Consider the following 21404-nt stretch of genomic DNA (forward strand, 5'->3'; position numbering starts at 1 on the left):
CGGGCACGCCGAGCATAGTGGCTGATCGCAGCCGCCTTCCAAGGCCGGCGGGGGGCCCACGGGAGGAACGAATGCGGGTGTCGCGGACGGATCGGCGCCGCCGACGACCGGCGATCGCCGGCTTCGGGATCGGCTTGGCGCTGCTCGGGCTCGGCTCCGCGTGCAGCCCGTTCCCGCAGGTCTCGGCCACCGACCAGACGCCGCCGCCCGCCAGCACCGCGCCGCCGACGCCGACCCCGACCGTTGCGGCCGAGCCGGCCGCCGCACCGGCACCCGTCCTGAAGCCGGTCGGCAAGGGTCCGGTCCCGGATCCGGACCGGGTGAAGCGCGCGATCGAGCGGGTCGGCTCGCCCAAGGCCGAGCTCGGGGCCGTGGTCGAGGAGGTGTTCACCGGCAAGACGTTGTACGACCGCAACGGCGACGATCCGGTGCTGCCCGCCTCGACGGTGAAGCTGCTCACCTCAGCGGCGGCACTGGCCGCGCTCGGCCCGGACCACGAGTTCAGCACGAAGGTGGTGGCCGGCGCGAAGGGCCAGGTGATCCTGGTCGGCGGCGGCGACCCGTACCTGACCGACACAACGGTCCCGGACAGCTATCCGGCCCGCGGCTCGCTCGACGTCCTGGCCGCGCAGACCGCCCGCCAGCTCCGCAAGAGCGGGCAGACCACGATCAGGCTCGGCTACGACGAGAGCCTGTTCACCGGCCGGGCCTGGAACGCGACCTGGCCCGGCAACTACCGCGACCAGGTCACGCCGACCTCGGCGCTGTGGGTCAACGAGGGACGGCACCAGGGCGCGCCGCGGGACACCGATCCCGCCAAGGCGGCCGCCGCGGCGTTCGCCAAGGCGTTGAAGCAGCAGAAGATCTCCGTCACCAAGATCACCGAGCAGAAGGCGGCGGCGAAGGCCAAGCCGCTGGCCTCGGTGTCGTCGATGCCGCTGGAACGGATCGTCGAGCAGGTGCTGCTGACCAGCGACAACGACGGCGCCGAGGTGCTGTTCCGGCACCTCGCCGTCGCGGCGGACCGGCCCGGGTCGATCGACGAGGCGCAGCAGCAGCTCGAGGAGAGCCTCACCGAGCTGAAGGCCTGGGACAAGGAGTCCGAGGTGTACGACGGCAGCGGGCTGTCCCGGCAGAACCGGGTGCCGGCCGAGGTACTGGTGGCCGTGCTCCGGGCCGCCGCCTCCGATGATCATCCGGAACTCCGGGCGGTGCTGACCGGGCTGCCGGTCGCCGGTGCCGAGGGTACGTTGCGGAGCCGGTTCACCGACCCGGCGGCGGAGGACGGGATCGGCGTCGTGCGCGGCAAGACCGGGACCCTGACCGGGGTCTCCTCGCTGGCCGGCATCGTGCGCACCGAGGACGGCGCCCTGCTGGCGTACGCCTTCGTGATCAACGAGCCGAAGGATCCGTGGCTGGCCCGGGAATGGGTGGCCAAGGCCTCGACCGCCCTGGCGCGCTGCGGTTGCGCATAGCATCGTGGCATGGCTACCACGATGGTCGACTGGAACGTCGCGACCCAGACCGCACGCCGGCTGGTGAAGCCGGGACCCGAGATCTCCCGGGCCGGTGCCCGGTCGGCCGTCGCCGCCCTCCGCGAGGCGGCCGTGCGGGCGGAGGCGTACGTCGCGGAGGTGACCGGCCTCCGGGTGCCCGGGCCGACCGCGCCGGTGCTGGTGGTCGACCGGCCCGGCTGGATCCAGGCCAACCTGGACGGTTTCCGGCACATCGTCGCCCCGCTGTCGGCCAAGTTCGATCACCGGCTCGCCGAGAACCCGTCCCAGGTGCAGCAGACGATGGCGCAGGTCGGCGCCCGGGTGACCGGGGTCGAGATCGGTGCGCTGCTCAGCTACCTGTCGCCGAAGGTGCTCGGCCAGTTCGACCCGTTCCATCCGGGGACCGACGGCGAGCCGGGCGGCCGGCTGCTGCTGGTCGCGCCGAACATCGTGCACGTGGAGCGGGAACTGCAACTCGACCCGGCCGACTTCCGGCTCTGGGTCTGCCTGCACGAGGAGACCCACCGGGTCCAGTTCACCGCGGTGCCCTGGTTGCGGGACCACCTGAACGGCCTGATCGAGAAGCTGGTCGCCTCGGCTGACCTGGACGCCGGCGTGATGGGCGACATGATCAAGAACGCCGCGCGCAAGATCGGCGACGGGCTCCGCGGCGACGAGGAGATCTCGATCATCGACCTGGTGCAGACGCCGGAGCAGCGGGAGACGGTGGACGCCATGACCGCCGTGATGTCGCTGCTCGAGGGGCATGCCGACGTCGTCATGGACAGCGTCGGCCCCGACGTGATCGGCACGATCACCGAGATCCGGCGCAAGTTCAACGTCCGCCGCGAGGGCCACGGGTTCGACAAGATCATCCGTCGGCTGCTCGGGCTGGACGCCAAGATCAGGCAGTACCGCGACGGCGCGGCGTTCTGCCGTCGGGTGCTGGACCGGGTCGGCATGAACGGCCTCAACCAGGTCTGGATCTCGCCGGAAACCCTGCCCAGCAAGGACGAGATCGCGTTCCCCGACCTGTGGCTGAACCGGGTGCACGGCACCCCGGCCTGACCTGGATCCGGATGGCCGTGAAGGCGCTCGGGCCGGCGCAGCTCGAGGTGGTGCAGGCGATCACCCGGGCGCTGACCGACGTCGATCATGGTCTGCTGGTCGCCTGCTCCGGCGGTCCGGACTCGCTCGCCCTCTCCGTCGGCGCGCACCAGGTGGCCCGCCGGACCGGCCGGCCGCTGACCGCGGTGATCATCGATCACGGGCTGCAGGACGGTTCCGGTCAGGTCGCCGAGCGCGTTCATGATCAACTCAGTGGGTACGGGCTCTCCGCCGTCGAGGTGATCAAGGTCGAGGTGGCGCGCGACTCCGGCGACGGGCCGGAGGCGGCCGCCCGGACCGCCCGCTACCGGGCTCTGGACGAGGCCGCGGACCGGCTCGGCGCGACCACGATCCTGCTCGGGCACACCCGGGACGACCAGGCCGAGACCGTGCTGCTCGGCCTGGCCCGCGGCTCCGGCACCCGGTCGCTGGCCGGGATGGCGTCGAGATCCGGAAGGCTGGTCCGGCCGCTGCTCGAGCTGCCCCGGGCGACCACCGAACAGGCCTGCGCCGAGGCCGGGCTGACGCCGTGGCGGGACCCGCACAACGCCGACCCGGCCTATGCCCGGGTCCGGGTCCGCGACCGGGTGCTGCCGGTCCTGGAGACCGAACTCGGCCCGGGGATCGCGGCCGCGCTGGCCCGGACCGCCCGGCTGGCCCGCGACGACGCCGACCTGCTGGACGAGCTGGCCGAGCGGGCGGCGGCCGAGGTCCGTACCGGCGACGGGTTGGAGTGTGCCGGGACGCTCGCCTTGCCGGCGGCGCTGCGGGCTCGGGTGCTGCGCTCCTGGCTGCAGGAACGGGGCGCCCGGGAGGTGTCCGCGGAGCGGTTGGCGGAGGTGACCCGGCTGGTCACCGACTGGCACGGCCAGGCCGGGATCGACCTGCCCGGGGTGACCGTCACCCGACGCGAGGGACGGCTGATCACGTGTGGCAGGCTTGGCGATCGTGGATGACACCGACATCATCGGCGACCTGACGAATGTCCTGTACACGCCCGAGGACATCGCCGAGCGGATCGCCGAACTCGGCGCCAAGATCGACGCCGACTACGCCGACAAGGGGCTGGTCCTGGTCGGCGTGCTGAACGGGGCCGTGATGGTGATGGCGGACCTGTCCCGGGCCCTGCGGAGTCACTGCACGATGGACTGGATGGCGATCTCCTCGTACGGGTCGGGGACCCAGTCGTCCGGCGTAGTGCGGATCCTCAAGGACCTCAACACCGACATCAGCGGCAAGCACGTGCTCGTCGTCGAGGACATCATTGACACCGGCCTGACGCTGTCGTACCTGATCAGCAACCTGCAGTCGCGCGACCCGGCCAGCCTGCGGATCATGACGATGTTCCGCAAGCCCGAGGCCGCCCGCAACGCCGTCGACGTCGCCTACGTCGGCTTCGACATCCCGAACGAATTCGTCGTCGGCTATGGCCTCGACTTCGACGGCCGCTACCGCAACCTGCGCAGCGTCGGGACCCTCGCCCCGCACATCTACAGCTGAGACGCTGACCGAAATCCAGCGCACTCGCGCGGATCCGGGCCGCATTGGGCCGATCCGGTCCAAGTGCGCTGGATCTCGGTCACAGGTGCGGCAGCAGCCGCTCCAGCACCGGGTTGGTCGAGTCGGGGTTCCAGCAGGCGTGCAGGCTGACCGTCCGGGCCTCCGCCAACTCTCGGAAGACGACGCCCTCGACCCGCATCGCCGTACAGGACCGGGGCACCAGTGCGAAGCCGCGGCCTGCCCGGACCAGGGCGAGCATGGTCGGCACCTGGGAGGCGATCTGGGCGCGCAGGAAGTCCTGCATCCCGACCAGCGCTGCGCAGACGTCGTGCAGGTAGCGCGAGCCCTCCGGGCTGTAGCCGATGTAGTCCGCCGAGACGTCGCTCAGCCGGACCGGCCCGTCCACGGCGGCCAGCGGATGAGCCTCGGGCACAGCGATCACGAGTTGCTCGGTGTGGATCGGCACCGAGGCGAGCTCATCGGGGACCGGCGGCCGGACCAGGCCGAGGTCGAGGGTGCCGCTGATCAGGGCCGGGAACTGGATCTCGCTGGTCTGCTCGTCGAGCGCGACGCTGACGCCCGGCAGCACCCGGGTGAGCAGGGTGAGCACGTCGCCGAGCACCGCGTAGGCCCCGATCGCGGTGAAGCCGAGCCGCAGCGTGCCGGCCTGACCCGTGGCGACCCGGCGGGCCGACTCGGGCGCCGCCTCGACCAGGGTGAGCACCCGGCGGGCGTCGGCCAGGAAGGTCCGGCCGGCGGCGGTCAGGCTCACCCCGCGCGGCCCGCGGTCGAACAGCCGCACCTGCAGCGCCCGCTCCAGCGCCTGGATCTGCCGGGTCAGCGGCGGCTGGGTCATCGCCAGGCGTTCCGCGGCCCGGCCGAAGTGGAGCTCCTCGGCCACGGTGACGAAGCCGCGCAGCTGGGCCAGCGAATAGTCCATGCCGTGACGGTATCCCTGCTGGTCACCCGGCCGCCCAGGCCCGGTCTCCGACCAGGGTCGCCTCGGCGCCGCCGTCGGCGAAGATCACCTGGCCGGTGACGAACCGGTTCTCGGGTCCGGCGAGCCAGACGATCAGATGGGCGATCCACTCGGGCCGGCCGGGGAAGCCGAGCGGCTGCGGCGCGGCCGACTCGACGGCCTGCCGGACCTCGTCGTCGGCGAGGATCCAGGCCGCGGCCGGGGTGTCGACGACGCCCGGCGCGACCGCGTTGAGCGGGATGCCGGCGCCGGCCCATTCCGGAGTCGGGGCGGTCCGCCGGATCCAGGCGTTCAGGGCCCGCTTGGCGAGGCCGTACGCGGAGCGCTGGAGCTCCGGGTCGCGCCCGACGAGCGCGGTCGCCGTGGCCTCGTCGCCGGCGGCGCAGGCCCGCAGGACCCGCTCGTCCGCAGGCGCGAGCGACGAGGTCGAGGACACGGCCACGGCGCGCGGGGCCGGGCTGCGGGCCAGCAGCGGGCGGAGCCCCTCGAGCGTGGCGACCGTACCGAAATAGTTCGTCTCGAGCAGGCCGGTCCGGCCGCCGCCGGCGACCGCCAGCACCGCGTCGATCGGTCCCCAGCGGGCCACCTGGTCGACCAGGGAACGGCGGCCGGTGGGCGTCGACAGGTCCGCGATGATGTCGGCGTCGTCGAGGTCGCAGCCGAGGACCGTGGCGCCCTGATCCCGGAGGAGCTTCGCGGTCGCGGCGCCGATGCCCGAGGCCGAGCCGGTGACGACGTACCTGCGCCCGGTCACCGGTCCTCCTCCGTCGGTTCGTCGCCGAGCAGCGGAACACCCCGCCGCCGGAAGTAGAGCTGACTGCACCCCTCGGCGAGGACGATCAGCACGACCAGCTTGACCGCGCCGATGACCGGAACCAGGTCGATCGGCAGCGTGTACGCCAGGACGACCGTGCTCGCCGCGTCGGCCAGCAACGCCGATCCCCAGATCACCGTGCAGCGGCGCACCACCCGCCGGAAGGCCGGGATGTCCCGCCAGGCGGCGTTGATCCCGTCCCGCAGCGCGCCGCCGGTGAAGGTGCGCAGCGCGAACAAGTAGTACGGGGTGCGCAGCAGGGTGAGCAGGATCCAGCCGCCGACCACCGCAGTGACCCAGCCGTCGCGCGCCAGCAGCGTTCGCGGGCTGCCGGTCAGGAACGACAGCGCGACGCTCAGCAGCAGGGCCGTCATGACCAGCGCTGCCAGCTGGTCGATCCGGCGCTTCGTGATCACCGAATGGAGCGTCATGACGGCGGGGCCGACCAGGCCGAGCAGCAGCGCCGTCCATGGGTCGACGCCGAGTGCGCGCAGGCCGTAGAACACCGCGATCGGGACCGCGGCGTTGACGACAAGGCTCAGGGCGACCTCGCGTTGCGGGTTCGGCACGCGGTCCGTGGTTGCCGTTTTAATGACCATGTGGTCAATAGTAATGACCGCATGGTCAATAATCCAACGTCGGGTGGGTTCGGTCAGGCCCTGGCCTGCATGCCGCCGAGCAGGATCTCGGCGAGCCGGTCGGCGTAGTCCTGCGAATCGACCTCCGGATGGGATTCGAGGTACGCGAGCATCGCGTCGATCGATCCCTGGTACGTGACGGCCATGACCCTGGGATCGAAGTCGCCCAGGCTGCCCTCCTCCTGACCGCGCCGGAACAGCGCCTCCTGGCCCTGGTAGGACTCCTCGTAGAAGTCCGTGATCACGCGTTCGGTGCCGTCGGGGCCGGGCAGGTTGGGCAGGATGCGGTTCAGGGCGATCAGTTCGTTGCGGCGGGTCCGGAGCTGGGCGGCGGCCAGCCGCAGGGCGGCCCGGACGATGTCCGGTACGGGCTGGTCCAGGTCGAGCACCTCGACGATGGCCTCCCGCATGATCACCAGCGTCGCCTTCGCGGTGGCCTCCATCAGGTCGTCCTTGCCGGAGAAGTAGCGCCAGACCAGGCCCTTGGCGACGTCGGCCCGGGCGGCGATCCGGGTCAGCGTCGCGCCCTCGTAGCCGCGGTCGACGACCTCGAGGACGGCTGCTGCCATGAGCTGCTGCCGTCGTTGATCTTCGCCGAGGCGCTGGCGCGGGCCGCGCGGCGAGGGCTTGGCATCCACGGCGCGGATGCTACCTCCAGTGCGCCATGTCGTGACGGTATCGGGTGATGCTCAATTTGACTTGGACGAGTATCGCTGTCGACCCGTACCTTGACCGGCATGACCACTCTGGCCATGGCCATGACCCCGACCCGCGCCGCCGACGTCTGCGACGACGAGACGCGAGCCCTGCTCGAGGAGCGGTTCGAGGTGCGCTGGGCCGGTGATCAACTGGACCAGGCCGAAGTGGCCCGGCTGGCCGACGGGGCCGAGATCATGATCACCAGCTGGGGCACGCCGACCCTGCCGGCGGAGCTGTTCGGCGACAACGGGCCGCGGATCGTCGGGCACGCCGCCGGGAGCGTGAAGCGGCTGGTGCCGGCGGCGCTGGTCGGCGACCGGGTGACCGTCTTCTCCGCCGCCACCCGGATCGCCTGGTCGGTCGGCGAATACTGTCTGGCCGCCTGCCTCACGCTGCACCGCCGGCTGCCGTCCTACGACGCCCGGACCCGGGCCGGCGGCTGGAAGCCGGGCGGGGAGTTCCGGGGCCGGGAGTTGCGCGGGCGTACGGTCTCGCTGATCGGCGCCTCGTCGACGGCACGGGCGTTCCGGAGCCTGCTGGCGCCGTTCAGCGTCACGGTGCTGGTGTACGACCCGTACCTTGATCGGGAGCGGGCCCGCGAGCTGGACGTCACCCCGGTCGACCTGCCGGCCGCCATGAACGCCGATGTCGTCTCGATTCACGTACCGGACCTGCCGGCCACCAAGGGCATGATCACCGCCGACCTGCTGGCCCGGATCCCGGACGGTTCGGTCTTGATCAACTCGGCTCGGGCCGGCGCCGTCGACCCGGTCGCGCTGGAGCGCGAGGCCTTGTCCGGAAGGCTCCGGATCGCCTTGGACGTCTACGATCCCGAGCCGGCCCGGCTGTCGCCGGAGCTGCTCGCCGCACCGGACGTGCTACTCACGCCGCACATCGCCGGCGACTCGCTGGAGGGACATCTGGCCCTGGTCCGGTACGTCCTCGACGACGTGATCGCCTTCCTCGCCGACGGGTCCCGCGGCCCGAGCTGGGTCGACCCGCAACGCTGGAGCCTGCTCGCATGACCAAGATCAACAGGGTCGAGACGTTCGTCGTGCCGGTGCCGTTCGCGCACCCGTTCAAGATCGGCAGCGGTACGGTGAGCGAACCCGACCGGACCGGCGACGTGATCTTCGTCAAGCTGACCACCGACGACGGAGTCTCCGGCTGGGGCGAGCAGCGGGCGCTGCCCAGCTGGAGCTACGAGACCACCGACACGATCATCGCGGTGATCAACAACAACCTGGCGCCGTTGCTGATCGGGGCCGACCCGTTCGCCGTGGAAGCCTTCCACGCAAGGGCTGACCGGGCGCTCAGCCCGTCGGTGTCGAACGGGTTCCCGTTCGCCCGGGCGGCGGTCGACCTGGCCCTGCACGACGTCGCCGGCAAGCTCGCCGGGCTCCCCGTGCACGCCCTGCTCGGCGGCGCCGTGCACACCGAGATCCCGCTCTGCTCGGCGATCGGCATCGACACTCCGGAGGCGATGGCGGACCGGGTCCGGGGGAGTGCCGCCTACCACGCGTACAAGATCAAGATCGGTGGCGACGTCGACGCCGACGCCGCGGCCCTGCACGCGATCGCCGAACCCGCCGCGGGCAAGCCGATCTGGCTGGACGCCAACCAGTCCTACCGGCCGTCCTCGCTGCACCGGTTGCTGCAGCAGATCGAGGACGTACCGCAGCTGTATTGCGTCGAGCAGCCGGTGCCGAGCACCGACTGGGCCGGTATGATCAAGGTCCGGGAACGGTCGCCGCTGCCGGTCGCGATCGACGAGGGCAGCTTCACCGCCGCCGACCTGGCCCGGACCGCAGTGCTCGGCGGTGCGGACCTGGTCGTGATCAAGGTCTGCAAGGCTGGCGGTCTGCGGCAGGCGTTGCGAACCGCCGCGGTCGCGAAGGCGCACGGGCTGGAGATCCTGGCCAGCGGACTGACCGACTGCGGCGTCGGGTTCGCCGCGGCGCTGCACCTGTTCAGCCTGCTCGACCTGGCCCTGCCGGCCGAGCTGAACGGCCCCGAACTGCTGGCCGACCTCTATGTCGAGGGGCTGGGGATCACCGACGCGATCGCCGAAGTGCCGAACCGGCCCGGCCTCGGCGTCGACGTGGACGAGGAGCGCATCCGTGGCACCGCACGCTGATCATGATCATTCACCGGAGCCGCTGTGGGCCGTGTTCAGCAAGCCCTGGGCGGCCGAGGCGCCCGGGCCGCTGGGCGAGCGGCTGGCCGGGCTCGGGTTCGGCGGCGCGGAAGTGCCGGTCCGGCCGGGCGCGTATGTCGATCCCGACTCCGCGGGCCGGCTGCTGCCCGGCTTCGTCCGTACCCTCGCCGATCGGGGTGTGACGGTGATCAGCGTCGCCGCCGACGCGACCGAACCGGTCTTCGCGGCCTGCGCCGAGGCCGGCGTGCCGTTGATCAGGATCATGGCGCCGCTCGGCGACGACGGCTATCGGGCCTCGACCGAACGGTTGCGCCGGGAATGGGCCACGCTCCAACCACTGACCGAACGGTACGGGGTCCGGGTCGGCGTCCAGCCGCACCGCGGCCGGTTCGTCGAGAGCACGCTGGGCGTCTTGCAACTGATCGACGACCTGGCCGGCTTCGACCTGGTCTGGGATGCGGGGAACGACGCCCTGACCGGCGTCGATCCCGTCACCACGCTCGACCTGGCCTGGCCGCGGCTGGGCCTGGTCAACCTCAAGAGCGGCCACTACCGGCCGGATCCGGCACCGCCCCGGTACCGGCACTGGTGGGGCCCGGCCGACTCCGGGATGGCCGACTGGGGCCGGATCCTCGGTCATCTGCGCGACCGGGGCTGGGACCAGCCGGTCTGCCTCACCGCCGAATACTCCGAACCGAGCGACCCGGACGGGAAGGCGGAACTCGCCCGGGCGGACCTGGTCACCGCCCGCGGCCACTGGAACGCCTGACCAGATGCGGCGGCAAGGCCGGGCCGGACCTGCCCTGGCGTAGCTCCGGCCGCTGCGGCGCCGTGATCCACGCCACTTCCCGGCCGCCGCACGATTCCCGCAGGGTGATCCGGGCCACCGGTCCCGGGCCTGGGTTGGCCGCGAACGATACTCTTGCGTTGCGTACGTGACTTGTGCGTTGCGTACGCGCACACCCAGGGAACGGGTGTGTGCTGGATGATTCCGACTCAGCAGGCAGGTTATGAACTTGAAGCGCATTCTCCGCGGGCCCATCCTGTGGATCATTCTGGGCGTCGTGGTGATCGGCCTGCTGCTCGATTTCAGCGGCCGGCTGGCCGGCGGTTTCACCGACGTACCGACGTCGCAGGTGGTCTCGATCATCAACGGCAACGAGCCGTTGAAAGAGGTCAAGCTGATCGATGGTGAGCAGACCATCGAGGTCACCATGGGGGACGGCACGACCAAGTACAAGGCGACCTGGGTCGGTAATCAGGACGATGCGCTGCGGGAGCGGCTGGATCAGCGCTACGCCGAGAAGACGCTGGAGAAGTGGGACGGCGAGAACCCGACGCCGGGCTTCTTCTCGTCCCTGCTCGGCACCCTGATCCCGTTCCTGATCATCGGCGTGCTGTTCTTCTTCCTGCTCAACTCGATGCAGGGCGGCGGCAGCCGGGTGATGCAGTTCGGCAAGTCGAAGGCCAAGATCGCCAACAAGGACACCCCGAAGACCACCTTCAGCGACGTCGCCGGCTGCGAGGAGGCGATCGAGGAGCTCGAGGAGATCAAGGAGTTCCTGGCCGAGCCCGCGAAGTTCCAGGCGGTCGGCGCGAAGATCCCCAAGGGCGTGCTGTTGTACGGGCCGCCCGGCACCGGCAAGACCCTGCTGGCGCGGGCCGTGGCCGGCGAGGCGGGCGTGCCCTTCTATTCCATCTCCGGTTCGGACTTCGTCGAGATGTTCGTCGGCGTCGGCGCCTCCCGGGTCCGGGACCTCTTCGAGCAGGCCAAGGAGAACGCGCCCGCGATCGTCTTCATCGACGAGATCGACGCGGTCGGCCGGCACCGTGGTGCGGGCATGGGCGGCGGCCACGACGAGCGTGAGCAGACCCTGAACCAGCTGCTGGTCGAGATGGACGGCTTCGACGTCCGCGGCGGCGTGATCTTGATCGCCGCGACCAACCGTCCCGACGTGCTGGATCCGGCGCTGTTGCGGCCGGGCCGGTTCGACCGGCAGATCTCGGTCGAGGGACCGGACCTCAAGGGCCGGTACGCGATCCTGCAGGTGCACGCGGCCGGCAAACCGATGGCGCCCGACGTCGACCTCGAGGCCGTGGCGCGGCGGACCCCGGGCTTCACCGGCGCCGACCTGGCCAACGTGCTCAACGAGGCGGCCCTGCTGACCGCCCGGCAGAACGCCCGGATGATCACCAACTTCCACCTGGACGAGGCGATCGACCGCGTCGTCGCCGGGCCGCAGAAGCGGAGCCGGCTGATGAACGAGCGGGAGAAGCTGGTCACCGCCTACCACGAGGGCGGCCACGCGCTGGTCGCCGCGGCGCTGCCCGGCACCGACCCGGTGCAGAAGGTGACGATCCTGCCGCGCGGCCGGGCCCTCGGCTACACGATGGTGCTGCCGGAGCAGGACAAGTACTCCAACTCGCGGGCCGAGCTCCTTGATCAACTCGCGTACATGATGGGCGGCCGGGCGGCCGAGGAACTGGTCTTCCACGACCCGACGACCGGCGCCAGCAACGACATCGAGAAGGCGACCAACCTGGCCAAGGCGATGGTCACCCAGTACGGGATGACCGAGCGGCTGGGCGCGGTCAAGCTCGGCACGGGCGACGCGGAACCGTTCCTGGGCAGGGATTTCGGCAGCAACCGGGACTACTCGGAGCAGAAGGCGGCCGCGGTCGACGAGGAGGTCGCGGCGCTGATCGCGACCGCGCACCAGGAGGCGTTCGACATCCTGAGCGAGAACCGGGCCGTGCTGGATGATCTTGTCCGCGCCCTGTTCGAGCGGGAGACGCTGGACCGCGAGCAGGTCGCCGAGGTCTTCAAGCCGCTCAAGCTGTGGCCGAAGCGGCCGGCCTGGACCGGTTCGGACCAGCGGCAGCCGTCCAGCATTCCGCCGGTGACTCCGCCGCCGCCGCAGATCGAGGCCCCGTCGCCGAACGGAACCTCCGGCTCGCACGGTTCGCCGGGCGGTACTCAGCTCCCGCCGGGACACCAGCCGGTGCCGCCGGGACTGCCCGGGCAGCCGCCGTCCGTTGGGCCGGGCGCGCCGTCGCAGGGCCAGCCGCCCCTTGATCAGCAGTACGGGCAGCCCCAGCAGTACGGGCAGCCCCAGCAGTACGGGCAGCCCCAGTACCACCAGCCCCAGTACCAGCAGCCGTACGGCCAGTACGAGCAGCAGCCCGGTCAGCCGGCACCGGAGCAGCAGCAGGATCAGCCGACCTGGCCGCCCCACCCGCAGCAGCCGTACGGCTACCAGGGCCAGTCGGACGGGCCGTCCGACAGCGGGCAGCCCGGCGACGGTCAGCCGCCGCAGGGGCAGCCGCCCCAGGGGCCTGAGTCTCGGTGACCGAGCCGGAGCTCGCCGGGCTGGGTCCCGGTGCGTTCGATCATGACCGGATCGCGAAGGCGGTCCGGGAGATCCTGATCGGGATCGGCGAGGACCCGGACCGGGACGGGCTGCGCGCGACACCGGATCGGGTGGCTCGGTCGTACGCGGAGCTGTTCCGCGGCCTGACCCAGCGGCCGGAGGACGTGCTGGCCACCACGTTCGATCTTGATCATGACGAGTTCGTCCTGGTCAAGGACATCGAGGTGTGGAGCTGCTGCGAGCACCACCTGGTGCCGTTCACCGGTGTCGCCCACGTCGGGTACATCCCGAACCCCAACGGCCGGATCACCGGGCTGAGCAAACTGGCCCGGCTGGTCGACGTGTACGCCAAGCGGCCGCAGGTCCAGGAGCGGCTGACCACGCAGGTCGCCGACGCCATGGTCGAGTTCCTGCAGCCGAGCGGCGTGATCGTCGTCTTCGAGTGCGAACACCTCTGCATGACCATGCGCGGCGTCCGCAAGCCCGGCTCCCGGACCGTCACCAGCGCCGTCCGCGGCCAGCTCCGCAATGCCGCGACGCGCGCCGAGGCCATGTCGTTGATCATGAATGGACGGCGCTGACGGGCTTACCATCGTGTGATGGAGGATTTGCGGGAATCCGACAGACCGATCCGTGTCCGCTGGTCGGTGGCGCTCCTGGGCGTCGCCGTCGTCCTGATCTCCGGGCACGCCCAGACGATCTTCTATGACGGCTTGGGCGTCGGAGCGATCCGTCCGATCGCGATCTTGTTGATCGCTCTGGGCATCGTGTCCGGCCTACTCGGCCTCATCGTGGTGGCGCCGTTGCTGCGTCACCCGGAGCGGACCGACAGCCCGCGTCCCATCGTGCTCAGCGCGCTCTGCGGTCTCGGCGTCGTGGCCGCCGCCGCCCTGATGACCCTGCCGTTCGCCGCCCTGGTGATCTTGGTCGTGGTCGCCGCGACCCAACTGCGGTTCGTGGCGCGGGGCGCGCCGGTCCCGTCACCGGCCAGTCGGTTGCGGCTCGCGCTCCCGTACTCGATCGCCGTGCTGGTGATCCTTCCCGTCGGCGTGCTGCACGTGTTGGCGGGGAACCCGGCCGGCACCTGGATGATCATCGTCTGGGCCGTGATCGGCGGCGCGGCGGCCGTGGCCTTCCCGGTCCTGTGCCGCCGTGAGATTCCGGCTCTCGCCGGTCCGCCGCGCCGCACCGTCTGCGCCGGCCTGCTCCTGGTTGCGATCGTCGGCTACGGCCACTGGCTGACCGGTCTCGGCCTGGCCGGGGCGACGACGCCGGGCGGGACGATCGTCGCGATCGTGGCCCAACTGGCCACGGTCCTCGCCCTGGTCATCGGAGCTCCGGCCTGGAAGCGGGCGACGGTGGGAACCTGATTCACGCCAGATCCGGTTCGACAGGACGTACGATCCAGTCATGATGGAGGAGTTGCGCGGCTCCGAAACCGCGGCGCGGGCGCGGTGGGCCGCGGCGCTCCTCGGCTCCGCCGTCGTGTTGATCGCCGGCCACCCTTACACGATCTTCTACGAGGGTGCGGGAGCCGGGGTGTTGCGGGCGATCGCGATCGCGCTGCTGATCATCGGAGGCTTGGTCGCTGCGGTGGGCCTCGCTGTCGCGGTCCCGTTGCTGGCCGACGCGGTCCGCAGCCCGAAGCCGGTGGTCTTCCTGCTGGTCGTGGCCTGCGTCTTGGTCATGGTGGTCCTCGGCGTCATCATGATCATCCCGTACGGCAATCTGGCCGTGCTGATGGTGCTCGGTGGATCTCAGTTGGCCTATGTCGAACCCGGCGCTCCGGCTGCGCCTCGGACCGCCCGCGTCCGCGTCGCCCTGCCCTTCTCGCTGGCCATGCTGGCGTTGCTCTCGGTCGGGATGCTGCACTCCACGGTGTGGAATCCGGCGGCTCAGGTTCCCGGACTGAGCCTGGCCGAGATCCACGGCCGGCTGGACGAGGACGGGCCGACGATCGGCTCGATCATGATCGGGTGGTCTCTGTTCTGGGGACTGCTGGTCCTGGCCTTTCCGGTGTTCTGCCGGTTCGCACGCACTCCCGTTGTGGCGACGACACGCAGGGTCGTGCTCGCTGGGTTGTTGCTCGTCGCCATGGTCGGCTACGGCCAGACGATCCTCGGGTTCGCCATGGGCCTGGGACTGGGGGAGACCTTCGAGCTGGCGACTGTCGGCGATGCGGTGCCGGGTGGCGCGATCGTCGTGATCGTTGCCCAGTTCGCGGTGGTCGCAGCGCTGTTCGTCGGCTGCCCGGCCTGGCGGCCGCGGCTGGAACCCGTACCGGCAGGAGGGCCCTGAGCCCGGGCCGCTCGGTTACGATCCGATGATGGAGGTTGCGCAGCGGGGCACCGACGACGGGATCCGGATCCGTTGGGCCGCGGCGTTCCTCGGCGCGGCGGTCGTCCTGATCACCGGTCACGTCAGCACGGTCCACTACGACGGCGCCGGAGCCGACGTGCTGCGTGGCATCGGCCTGGTGTTGATGATCATCGGCGTCCTGCTCGCCGTGCTGGGCCTCGCCGCGGGCCTGCCGTTCGCGCGTGACGCGGTGCGGCGCGACGGCCTGCGCGCAGTCGGGCTGTTCGGGCTCGGCGCGGTCGTCGTCCTGACCGCGGCCGCGATGATGATCCTGCCGTTCGCCGGCACGATCGTGTTGATCGCGGCAGCCGTGACGCTGCTCGAGTACGTCGACCGCGACGCCGCCCTGCCGCCGCCGGCTGCTCGCCTGCGACTCGCCCTGCCGTTCTCGCTGGCCGTGCTGGCGCTGCTGCCGTTCGGCATCCTGCACGTGCTGGTCTGGAATCCGCAGGTGAAGCTCCCGGGCCTGAGCCTGGACGAGATCTACGGACGCCTGTCCGCGGCCGACCAGTCACTGAGCGTCACGTGGGTGATCTCGTGGGCCGTGGTCTGGGGCGGAGCGGCCCTGGCCTTCCCGTTGATCTGCCGCAGCGATCGGCTGACCTTCGTCGGCCCGCCCCGACGGACCGTGTGCGCCGGCCTGATCCTGTTAGCCCTGGCCGGCTACAGCCACGGCATCAGCGGCTTCTCGATGGGCATGGCGATGGCAGACACGTTCGAGGAGTCGCCGACCGGCGGTGACGCCGGCCCGGGTGCCACGATCATCGGCATCGTCGCCCAACTCGCCGTCGTCGCCGCCCTGCTGATCGGAGCTGCGGCCAGGGCCGACCGGCCGAACGCCGCGCTGAACCGTTGACCTACTTCACCGACTTGGTGCTCGCCTTCCAGGTGTTGCAGCGGCCGAAGTCCGTGCTGTCGTAGCCGCGTTCGAGCCAGCGGATCTGGGCCCGGCTGGTGCCGTGGTCGGCGATCCGGGACTCCGGCGGGTCCTCGTCGCCGGTGTAGGAGTGCCACTCCCGGATCTCGTACAGGTCGTCGGCGCTGAAGTCGATCGAGTCCGAGGCGTAGGAGAGGAAGACGCCCTCGAAGCACTGGGCCTGCAGTTCCAGCCGGCGGCTCAGTTCCAGCTGCTTCGCGTTGCTCGCCTCGGCCCAGGCGTACGAATACTCCCGGAACATCCCGGCCTCGGCCTGCAGGTGGTGCCCGAACTCGTGCGCCAGCAGCCCGACATAACCGAGCCGGGCGAACGTGTAGGCCTCGCGGTCGTCGTCGCTGGTCTCCGGCCAGTAGATCGTCTTGTCGGCCGAGCAGTAGTACGCCGGCGAGCCGTTCTGATCGAGCCGGCCGCAGGGCGACCGCACGGTGCCGCCGTAGGTCTTGATCTTGGGCGTGCTCAGGTCGAAGCCGATCTTGTCCAGCGGCTTGCGGTACAGCTTGACCATGCAGTCGACGACGTCCTCCAGGTACGGCTTCAGCCGCGAGTCCTTGAGCGGCGGCTTCGGCCGGCGGACCTCGATGTCACAGTCGCCGTCGCCCCGCTCCAGCTCGAGGTCGTACAGGGCGTTCTTGATCAACCCGGTGTCCGGGCCCTTCGGCGTGGAGGTCGGCCTCGACGGCGCCGGGGTCGGTTCCGGCCTGCTGGTCTGCGGCTGCTCCGGGGTCGGCCTGGTCGGCGTCGGCTTGGTCAAGGTCGGGCGCGGCCGGGGCGAGGCGGTCGGGACCTGGCCAAGATCACCGGCGACGTCGCGGATCGCCGAGATCACTCCGGAGGTCACCACGATCGTCCCGATCAACAGAACGAAGATCGCGATCACCAGCGCCGCGATCAGCCCGCCGCGGCGCGGTGGTTCGGGCGGTGGCGGCGGGAGCGGCGGCGGATACCGGGCTCCGGGACCGCCGGCACCCGCGGCCGGTTCCGCGGGCGGACCCCAGGCGGGCCGGCCCGCCGCAGGCCAGCCCGGTGGTCCCGAAGGCTGATTCATTTGAAGTCAGCATAGACAAGCCGAGCCGGGAAAGGCAGTGGTGATCAGGCGAAGTCCAGCCCGAGGCCGATCCGGTCCGTCACCCGGACCAGCGGACCGTCCCGGACGACCGGCGTCGGCCCCGTCACCAGACCCAACCGTTCGAACGAGGTGTCCTCGACCTCCTCGACCCAGACCGGACCCGGCAGCGTCACCGACAACTGTGCCGACAGGTCGGCCAGCAGGTGCGGCGCCAACTGCAGTCCGTGGCTGACGGTCAGGTCGGCGATCCGCAGGAACGGGGTGATCCCGCCGACCCGGATCACATTCGGCTGCACCACGTCGATCCCGCCGGCCATGATCAACTCGGCGAACCGGTATCGATGATGGACGTTCTCGCCGGCCGCGATCGGGATCGCGGTGCGGCGCCGCAGCTCGACGTGGGAGGTGGTGTCGTCGGCCCGGACCGGCTCCTCGATCCAGTACGGATCGAACCGCGCCAACGCCGTCACGGCGCGCAGCGCGGCCGCCAGATCCCAACGCTGGTTGGCATCCAGCATCAATGCCACCGACGGCCCGGTCAGCTCGCGGACCGCCGCGACGCGGTCCAGGTCGCGCTCGAGGTCCGGGCTGCCGACCTTGATCTTGATCGCCCGGTAGCCGGTCGACAGCCAGCGGCGGACCTGGTCCAGCAAGTCCTCGGTCGAATAGTGCAGGTTCACACCGCTGCCGTACCCGGTCAGTTCGGCGTGCCGGACGCCGAGCAGTGACGGCACCGAGCGGCCCAGGCTGCGGGCGTGCAGATCCCAGAGGGCGAGGTCGACGCCGGCCATCGCGATCGTGGTGATCCCGCCGCCGCCCGCCTCGTGCAGGTGCCGCCACAGGTCGTCCCAGACCGCCGCCGGATGGGCCGGCTTGCCGATCATGAACGCGGCGATGTCGTGATCGAGCAGCGCCTGTACGGCCGCGGCGCCGATCGTCGGGGTCCAGCTGAAGCCGGTCCCGGTCCGGCCGTCGTCCGTGGTCAGTTCGACCACGATCACGTGCACCTCACCGACGTCCGGGCCCCACGGGCGGGGCAGCGGTGCGGTGAGCAGCCGGGTGCGCAACCCGGCGACCGTACCCCCCATGATCATGAGCCGCCCGGTCATCAGCCGACGAGGTCGCGACCGCGGGCCAGGATCTCCTTCAGCGCGGCGAGGTCCTCGGCGGTCGGATCGATCAGCGGCGGCCGGACTCCGCCGACGGCCAGCCCGCCGGCGACCACGCCGGCCTTGATCAACGACACGGCGTAGCCGGGCACCTTGTCCCGGAGCGCGACCAGCGGCTCGTAGAACCCGGCCAGCAACTCCAGCCGGCGCGGCTCGTCGCCGTCGGCCAGTGCGGTGTAGAACGCGGTGGCCAGTTCCGGCGCCATCGCGAACGCTGCCGACGAGTAGAGCGGCACCCCGATCGCCCGATACGCCGCCTGCGACAGTTCCGCGGTGAGCAGGCCGTTGAAGAACTGGAAGTCGGTCCGCCCGGCGGCCTCGACGGCGAGCACGATCCGCTGCGTCTCGGCAAGATCACCGATGCCGTCCTTGAACCCGACCACCTGCGGGTTCGCGGCCAATCGGGCCATCGCCGCGGCGGTGAACTTCGCGTTCGCGCGGTGGTAGACGATGATCGGCAACTCGGTCGCCGCGGCCACCGCCTCGACGTAGTTGATCAAGCCGTCGACCGGCGCCGAGACCAGGTAGGGCGGCAACAGCAACAGCCCGTCCGCGCCGGCGTCCGCGGCCGCCTTGGCGCAGTCGATCGCATGCCCGAGCGGCCCGCCCGCGCCGCTGATCACCGGCACCGCACCGTTCGTCGCCGCGACCGTGGCGCCGACCACGGTGCCGACCTCGGCGACCGAGAGGCTGTGGAACTCCCCGGTGCCGCAGGCGGCGAAGATGCCGCCCGGCCGGTGTGCCAGCCGGGACTGGATCTGTTCGGTGATCAAACCCTCGACGATCTTGGACTGTTCGTCGAACGGGGTGACTGGAAAGAACAGGACCCCATCGAAGCTCAACGTCACGGCTGCTCCTCAAGCATGCGGATGATCATGGTCGACCAGTTCGGTACGCCAGCTGCGCTCGGGCCGCCAGCCGAGCAGACGCTCGGCCTTGGCGATCGAGAACGCCGGCGCCGTGCCGGTCAGCCCGGCGGCGAGCCGGTCCGTGCCCGGATGGTACAGCGGCATCAACTCGGCCAGCGGCTTGCGGGCCATCGCGTCCGCGGCGCCGACGTAGAACACCTCGCCGCCCGGCAGCTGCTCGGCCGCGGCCAGCCAGGTGTCGATGAAGCCGGCCGCGTCCCGGGCGTCGACGTAGTTGAACAGCGACACCGCGGCCAGGGCCGGGTCGTCCAGCCGCTCCCGTACCGTGTGGCCCTGTTGGGTCGGCGCGCCCCGCCACTCCTCGGGGGAGATCACGAAGCAGGGCCGGATGACCCCGAGCCGGACCGCACCGCCGGTCTGCGCGCTGAACATCGCCACCGTCTGCTCGATGGTCTGCTTGGACAGCGCGTACGCGTTCCACGGCAGCAGCGGATGATCTTCGTCGATCGGCAGATAGCGGGGCAGCCAGCCGTGCGGCGACCCGTAGCCGAGCGGCGTCGGGCTGGAGGCGACGAGGATCCGGCGGATGCCGTGGTCCACCGCCGCCTGCAGCGTGGTGAACGCGATCGTCGCGTTGGTGGTGAAGATGTGCCGTTCCGGCGCCGCGAACGGCACCGCGATGCCGGCCAGGTGGACCAGCCCGTCCGGCCGTACCTCGGCGAAGAGCTGCGCGCAGCCGTCGGGATCGGTCAGGTCCACCTGCCGCTCGACGACTCCGTCCGGGACCGTACCGTCGAAGGCGCGGAGGTCGACCGAGACGACCTCGTGGCCACGCTCGGCCAGCCCGGCGACGACGCTGCGGCCCAGCCGGCCGGCGCCGCCGGTCACCACGACCTTCATCGTCAGGCCTCCAGCGGCAGGCCGAAGTCGGCCAGCCGCACCGGCAGGCCGGATTCGAGGCTCTTGTTGCCGGACACTCCGACCAGGACGCTGCGGATGCCGTCCAGGTAGCCGGCCTTGTGGCCCAGCGGGTCCGCGGCCGGCTCCCGGAACAGGTCGTCCAGCAGCTTCACGTCGCCGCCGCCGTGGCCGCCGGTGCCGGTCGGGATCTCCACCTCCTGCGCCTGTTCCCAGTGCTTCTGCAGCAGGATCCGGGCGCCCTTCGGGCGGACATCGGCCTGCTCGCCGTCGTCGTTCGCGGACGGGTCGATCGTCGTCGTGGCCGGCCGGACCCAGGAGGACTCGACGACCTCGAGCTCGAGCCGCCCGGCGGTGCCGGTGAAGCCGACCCGATAACCCTCCCAGGGTGCGTGCGCCGTCAGGTTGTACGTCAGGTGGGCGCCACCGGTGTAGCCGACCAGCAGGCTCAGGTTGTCCTCGATCGTGATGCCCGGCGCGAACACGTCCTGGTCCCGGCGGTAGCCGTCGGCCTGCTCGGCCTCCAGGTAGAGCCGCCGGTTGGTCTCGTTCGCGGCCAGGTCGATGTGGAACGGATCGGTCGCGGGATCGGTGTCCCGGCTCAGCGCCGGCCGCGGGCCGAGGCCGCGGGCGGCCGCGTTCTCCGGGCCGTAGAAGCGCAGGCCGCCGCGGGCGTACACCGACTCGGGGACCTCGCCGAGCCACCAGTTGACCAGGTCGAAGTGGTGGGTCGACTTGTGCACCAGCAGGCCGCCGGAGTTCTCCTTCTCCCGGTGCCAGCGGCGGAAGTAGTCGGCCCCGTGGGCCGTGTTGAGCAGCCACTCGAAGTGGACCGCGGTCACGGTGCCGATCTCGCCGGCCGCGATCAGTTGGCGGATGATCGAGTTCCGCGGCGAGTAGCGGTAGTTGAACGTCACGGTCAGCGTGCCGGACGACTTGTCCACCGACTCGACGATCTTGGCGATCCGCTCGGCCGTGGTCGTCATCGGCTTCTCGGTGATCACGTCGAGGCCGCGGTCGAGCGCGGCGCAGATGTAGTCGGAGTGGGTGACGTCCATCGAGGTGACGATGACGCAGTCCGGCTGCCGTTCGTCGAGCATGGCGGCGAAGTCCGCGGCCGCGTAGGTGGGCACCGTTGCCGGCTGGAGTTGTTCCGCGTGGTACGCCAGCCGAACCGGGTTGGTGTCACACAGGGCGACGATCTCGCCGACGTCCGCGTGACTGTCGGTCAGGGCCTTCAGATACATCCGGGCCCGGGATCCGGTGCCGACGAGTGCGTACTTCTTCCTGGTCATGATCGCTGTCTCCCTCGCTGTCACCCCAGA

At 71.0% G+C, this 21404-nt stretch carries 21 protein-coding genes; 12 read left to right on the top strand and 9 right to left on the bottom strand.

The annotated features are described in order from the left end of the window. Positions 1-77: 77 nt before the first annotated feature. From dacB to hpt, 4 genes are read left to right on the top strand one after another with little or no spacing between them, the layout of a single operon-like run. Positions 78-1475, top strand: coding sequence for a D-alanyl-D-alanine carboxypeptidase/D-alanyl-D-alanine endopeptidase (gene dacB / locus BKA15_RS21655; RefSeq protein WP_179754270.1), 1398 nt, complete (start codon positions 78-80; stop codon positions 1473-1475). Between the two features lie 9 nt (positions 1476-1484). Continuing rightward, positions 1485-2564 (top strand): Rv3626c family coenzyme F420 biosynthesis-associated protein, encoded by a 1080-nt coding sequence (locus BKA15_RS21660; protein WP_246322399.1) that lies wholly within the window; start codon positions 1485-1487, stop codon positions 2562-2564. Between the two features lie 11 nt (positions 2565-2575). Next, the gene (gene tilS, locus BKA15_RS21665; RefSeq protein ID WP_179754271.1) at positions 2576-3559 is read left to right on the top strand and encodes a tRNA lysidine(34) synthetase TilS; all 984 of its coding nucleotides are present in this window, start codon (positions 2576-2578) and stop codon (positions 3557-3559) included. Beyond that, entirely contained in the window at positions 3552-4103 is a 552-nt protein-coding gene (hpt, locus tag BKA15_RS21670; RefSeq protein WP_179754273.1) for a hypoxanthine phosphoribosyltransferase, read from the top strand. Before tilS ends, hpt begins: the two co-directional genes overlap by 8 nt. A 79-nt stretch (positions 4104-4182) precedes the next feature. On the opposite strand, the gene BKA15_RS21675 is transcribed toward hpt, so the two are convergent. From BKA15_RS21675 to BKA15_RS21685, 4 genes are read right to left on the bottom strand one after another with little or no spacing between them, the layout of a single operon-like run. Then, entirely contained in the window at positions 4183-5043 is an 861-nt protein-coding gene (locus BKA15_RS21675) for a LysR substrate-binding domain-containing protein (protein WP_179754276.1), read from the bottom strand. A 22-nt stretch (positions 5044-5065) separates the two neighbouring features. After that, complete coding sequence (locus tag BKA15_RS34945) at positions 5066-5836, bottom strand: SDR family oxidoreductase (protein ID WP_218871514.1); 771 nt, start codon at positions 5834-5836, stop codon at positions 5066-5068. Next, positions 5833-6495 carry a VC0807 family protein gene (locus BKA15_RS34950; protein ID WP_218871515.1) on the bottom strand — a complete coding sequence of 221 codons (663 nt, stop codon included), beginning with the start codon at positions 6493-6495 and terminating at the stop codon, positions 5833-5835. The genes BKA15_RS34945 and BKA15_RS34950 overlap by 4 nt, the downstream gene beginning before the upstream one ends. A 53-nt stretch (positions 6496-6548) precedes the next feature. Further along, positions 6549-7172, bottom strand: coding sequence for a TetR/AcrR family transcriptional regulator (locus tag BKA15_RS21685; RefSeq protein ID WP_179754280.1), 624 nt, complete (start codon positions 7170-7172; stop codon positions 6549-6551). Positions 7173-7271: 99 nt separating this feature from the next. Here BKA15_RS21685 and BKA15_RS21690 point away from each other — a divergent pair, with 99 nt between their 5' ends. The 8 genes from BKA15_RS21690 to BKA15_RS21725 all read left to right on the top strand — a co-directional run bounded on the left by BKA15_RS21690 (position 7272) and on the right by BKA15_RS21725 (position 15976). Next, the gene (locus tag BKA15_RS21690) at positions 7272-8258 is read left to right on the top strand and encodes a hydroxyacid dehydrogenase (protein WP_179754282.1); all 987 of its coding nucleotides are present in this window, start codon (positions 7272-7274) and stop codon (positions 8256-8258) included. Then, positions 8255-9370, top strand: a complete 1116-nt coding sequence (locus tag BKA15_RS21695; RefSeq protein ID WP_179754284.1) for a mandelate racemase/muconate lactonizing enzyme family protein — start codon at positions 8255-8257, stop codon at positions 9368-9370. The genes BKA15_RS21690 and BKA15_RS21695 overlap by 4 nt, the downstream gene beginning before the upstream one ends. Then, positions 9354-10160: a sugar phosphate isomerase/epimerase family protein gene (locus BKA15_RS36505; protein ID WP_218871516.1), complete on the top strand. Its 807-nt coding sequence runs from the start codon at positions 9354-9356 to the stop codon at positions 10158-10160. The genes BKA15_RS21695 and BKA15_RS36505 overlap by 17 nt, the downstream gene beginning before the upstream one ends. 241 nt (positions 10161-10401) lie before the next feature. Next, on the top strand, positions 10402-12741 hold the full coding sequence (gene ftsH, locus BKA15_RS21705) for an ATP-dependent zinc metalloprotease FtsH (protein WP_179754288.1): 2340 nt from the start codon (positions 10402-10404) through the stop codon (positions 12739-12741). Continuing rightward, positions 12738-13343: a GTP cyclohydrolase I FolE gene (gene folE, locus BKA15_RS21710; RefSeq protein WP_179754290.1), complete on the top strand. Its 606-nt coding sequence runs from the start codon at positions 12738-12740 to the stop codon at positions 13341-13343. The genes ftsH and folE overlap by 4 nt, the downstream gene beginning before the upstream one ends. 18 nt (positions 13344-13361) lie before the next feature. Continuing rightward, positions 13362-14132 (top strand): hypothetical protein, encoded by a 771-nt coding sequence (locus BKA15_RS21715; RefSeq protein ID WP_179754292.1) that lies wholly within the window; start codon positions 13362-13364, stop codon positions 14130-14132. A 40-nt stretch (positions 14133-14172) separates the two neighbouring features. Beyond that, positions 14173-15060 carry a hypothetical protein gene (locus tag BKA15_RS21720; RefSeq protein ID WP_179754294.1) on the top strand — a complete coding sequence of 296 codons (888 nt, stop codon included), beginning with the start codon at positions 14173-14175 and terminating at the stop codon, positions 15058-15060. 25 nt (positions 15061-15085) lie between these two features. Then, entirely contained in the window at positions 15086-15976 is an 891-nt protein-coding gene (locus BKA15_RS21725; protein ID WP_179754296.1) for a hypothetical protein, read from the top strand. Position 15977: 1 nt separating this feature from the next. On the opposite strand, the gene BKA15_RS21730 is transcribed toward BKA15_RS21725, so the two are convergent. The 5 genes from BKA15_RS21730 to BKA15_RS21750 are packed head-to-tail and all read right to left on the bottom strand — an operon-like array spanning position 15978 to position 21374. After that, positions 15978-17102: a neutral zinc metallopeptidase gene (locus tag BKA15_RS21730; protein WP_179754298.1), complete on the bottom strand. Its 1125-nt coding sequence runs from the start codon at positions 17100-17102 to the stop codon at positions 15978-15980. 44 nt (positions 17103-17146) lie between these two features. Beyond that, positions 17147-18232 (bottom strand): mandelate racemase/muconate lactonizing enzyme family protein, encoded by a 1086-nt coding sequence (locus BKA15_RS21735; protein WP_218871517.1) that lies wholly within the window; start codon positions 18230-18232, stop codon positions 17147-17149. After that, the gene (locus BKA15_RS21740) at positions 18232-19140 is read right to left on the bottom strand and encodes a 5-dehydro-4-deoxyglucarate dehydratase (RefSeq protein WP_218871518.1); all 909 of its coding nucleotides are present in this window, start codon (positions 19138-19140) and stop codon (positions 18232-18234) included. Before BKA15_RS21740 ends, BKA15_RS21735 begins: the two co-directional genes overlap by 1 nt. 9 nt (positions 19141-19149) lie before the next feature. After that, positions 19150-20061, bottom strand: coding sequence for an NAD-dependent epimerase/dehydratase family protein (locus tag BKA15_RS21745; protein ID WP_179754300.1), 912 nt, complete (start codon positions 20059-20061; stop codon positions 19150-19152). A gap of 2 nt (positions 20062-20063) precedes the next feature. Next, on the bottom strand, positions 20064-21374 hold the full coding sequence (locus BKA15_RS21750; RefSeq protein WP_179754302.1) for a Gfo/Idh/MocA family protein: 1311 nt from the start codon (positions 21372-21374) through the stop codon (positions 20064-20066). Positions 21375-21404: the final 30 nt, after the last annotated feature.

Origin of the sequence: Microlunatus parietis (genome assembly GCF_013407955.1) — a bacterium.
Taxonomy (GTDB): Bacteria; Actinomycetota; Actinomycetes; order Propionibacteriales; family Propionibacteriaceae; genus Microlunatus; species Microlunatus parietis.

Bases quoted from the DNA above. Each gene is read 5' to 3' on its own strand.
- BKA15_RS21675 (WP_179754276.1), bottom strand. From the start codon at position 5,043: ATGGACTATTCGCTGGCCCAGCTGCGCGGCTTCGTCACCGTGGCCGAG.
- BKA15_RS21690 (WP_179754282.1), top strand. From the start codon at position 7,272: ATGACCACTCTGGCCATGGCCATGACCCCGACCCGCGCCGCCGACGTC.
- tilS (WP_179754271.1), top strand. From the start codon at position 2,576: ATGGCCGTGAAGGCGCTCGGGCCGGCGCAGCTCGAGGTGGTGCAGGCG.
- BKA15_RS21715 (WP_179754292.1), top strand. From the start codon at position 13,362: ATGGAGGATTTGCGGGAATCCGACAGACCGATCCGTGTCCGCTGGTCG.
- BKA15_RS21660 (WP_246322399.1), top strand. From the start codon at position 1,485: ATGGCTACCACGATGGTCGACTGGAACGTCGCGACCCAGACCGCACGC.
- BKA15_RS21745 (WP_179754300.1), bottom strand. From the start codon at position 20,061: ATGAAGGTCGTGGTGACCGGCGGCGCCGGCCGGCTGGGCCGCAGCGTC.
- ftsH (WP_179754288.1), top strand. From the start codon at position 10,402: ATGAACTTGAAGCGCATTCTCCGCGGGCCCATCCTGTGGATCATTCTG.
- BKA15_RS21730 (WP_179754298.1), bottom strand. From the start codon at position 17,102: ATGAATCAGCCTTCGGGACCACCGGGCTGGCCTGCGGCGGGCCGGCCC.
- BKA15_RS34950 (WP_218871515.1), bottom strand. From the start codon at position 6,495: ATGGTCATTAAAACGGCAACCACGGACCGCGTGCCGAACCCGCAACGC.
- BKA15_RS21725 (WP_179754296.1), top strand. From the start codon at position 15,086: ATGATGGAGGTTGCGCAGCGGGGCACCGACGACGGGATCCGGATCCGT.
- BKA15_RS21735 (WP_218871517.1), bottom strand. From the start codon at position 18,232: ATGACCGGGCGGCTCATGATCATGGGGGGTACGGTCGCCGGGTTGCGC.
- BKA15_RS21720 (WP_179754294.1), top strand. From the start codon at position 14,173: ATGATGGAGGAGTTGCGCGGCTCCGAAACCGCGGCGCGGGCGCGGTGG.
- BKA15_RS21695 (WP_179754284.1), top strand. From the start codon at position 8,255: ATGACCAAGATCAACAGGGTCGAGACGTTCGTCGTGCCGGTGCCGTTC.
- BKA15_RS21750 (WP_179754302.1), bottom strand. From the start codon at position 21,374: ATGACCAGGAAGAAGTACGCACTCGTCGGCACCGGATCCCGGGCCCGG.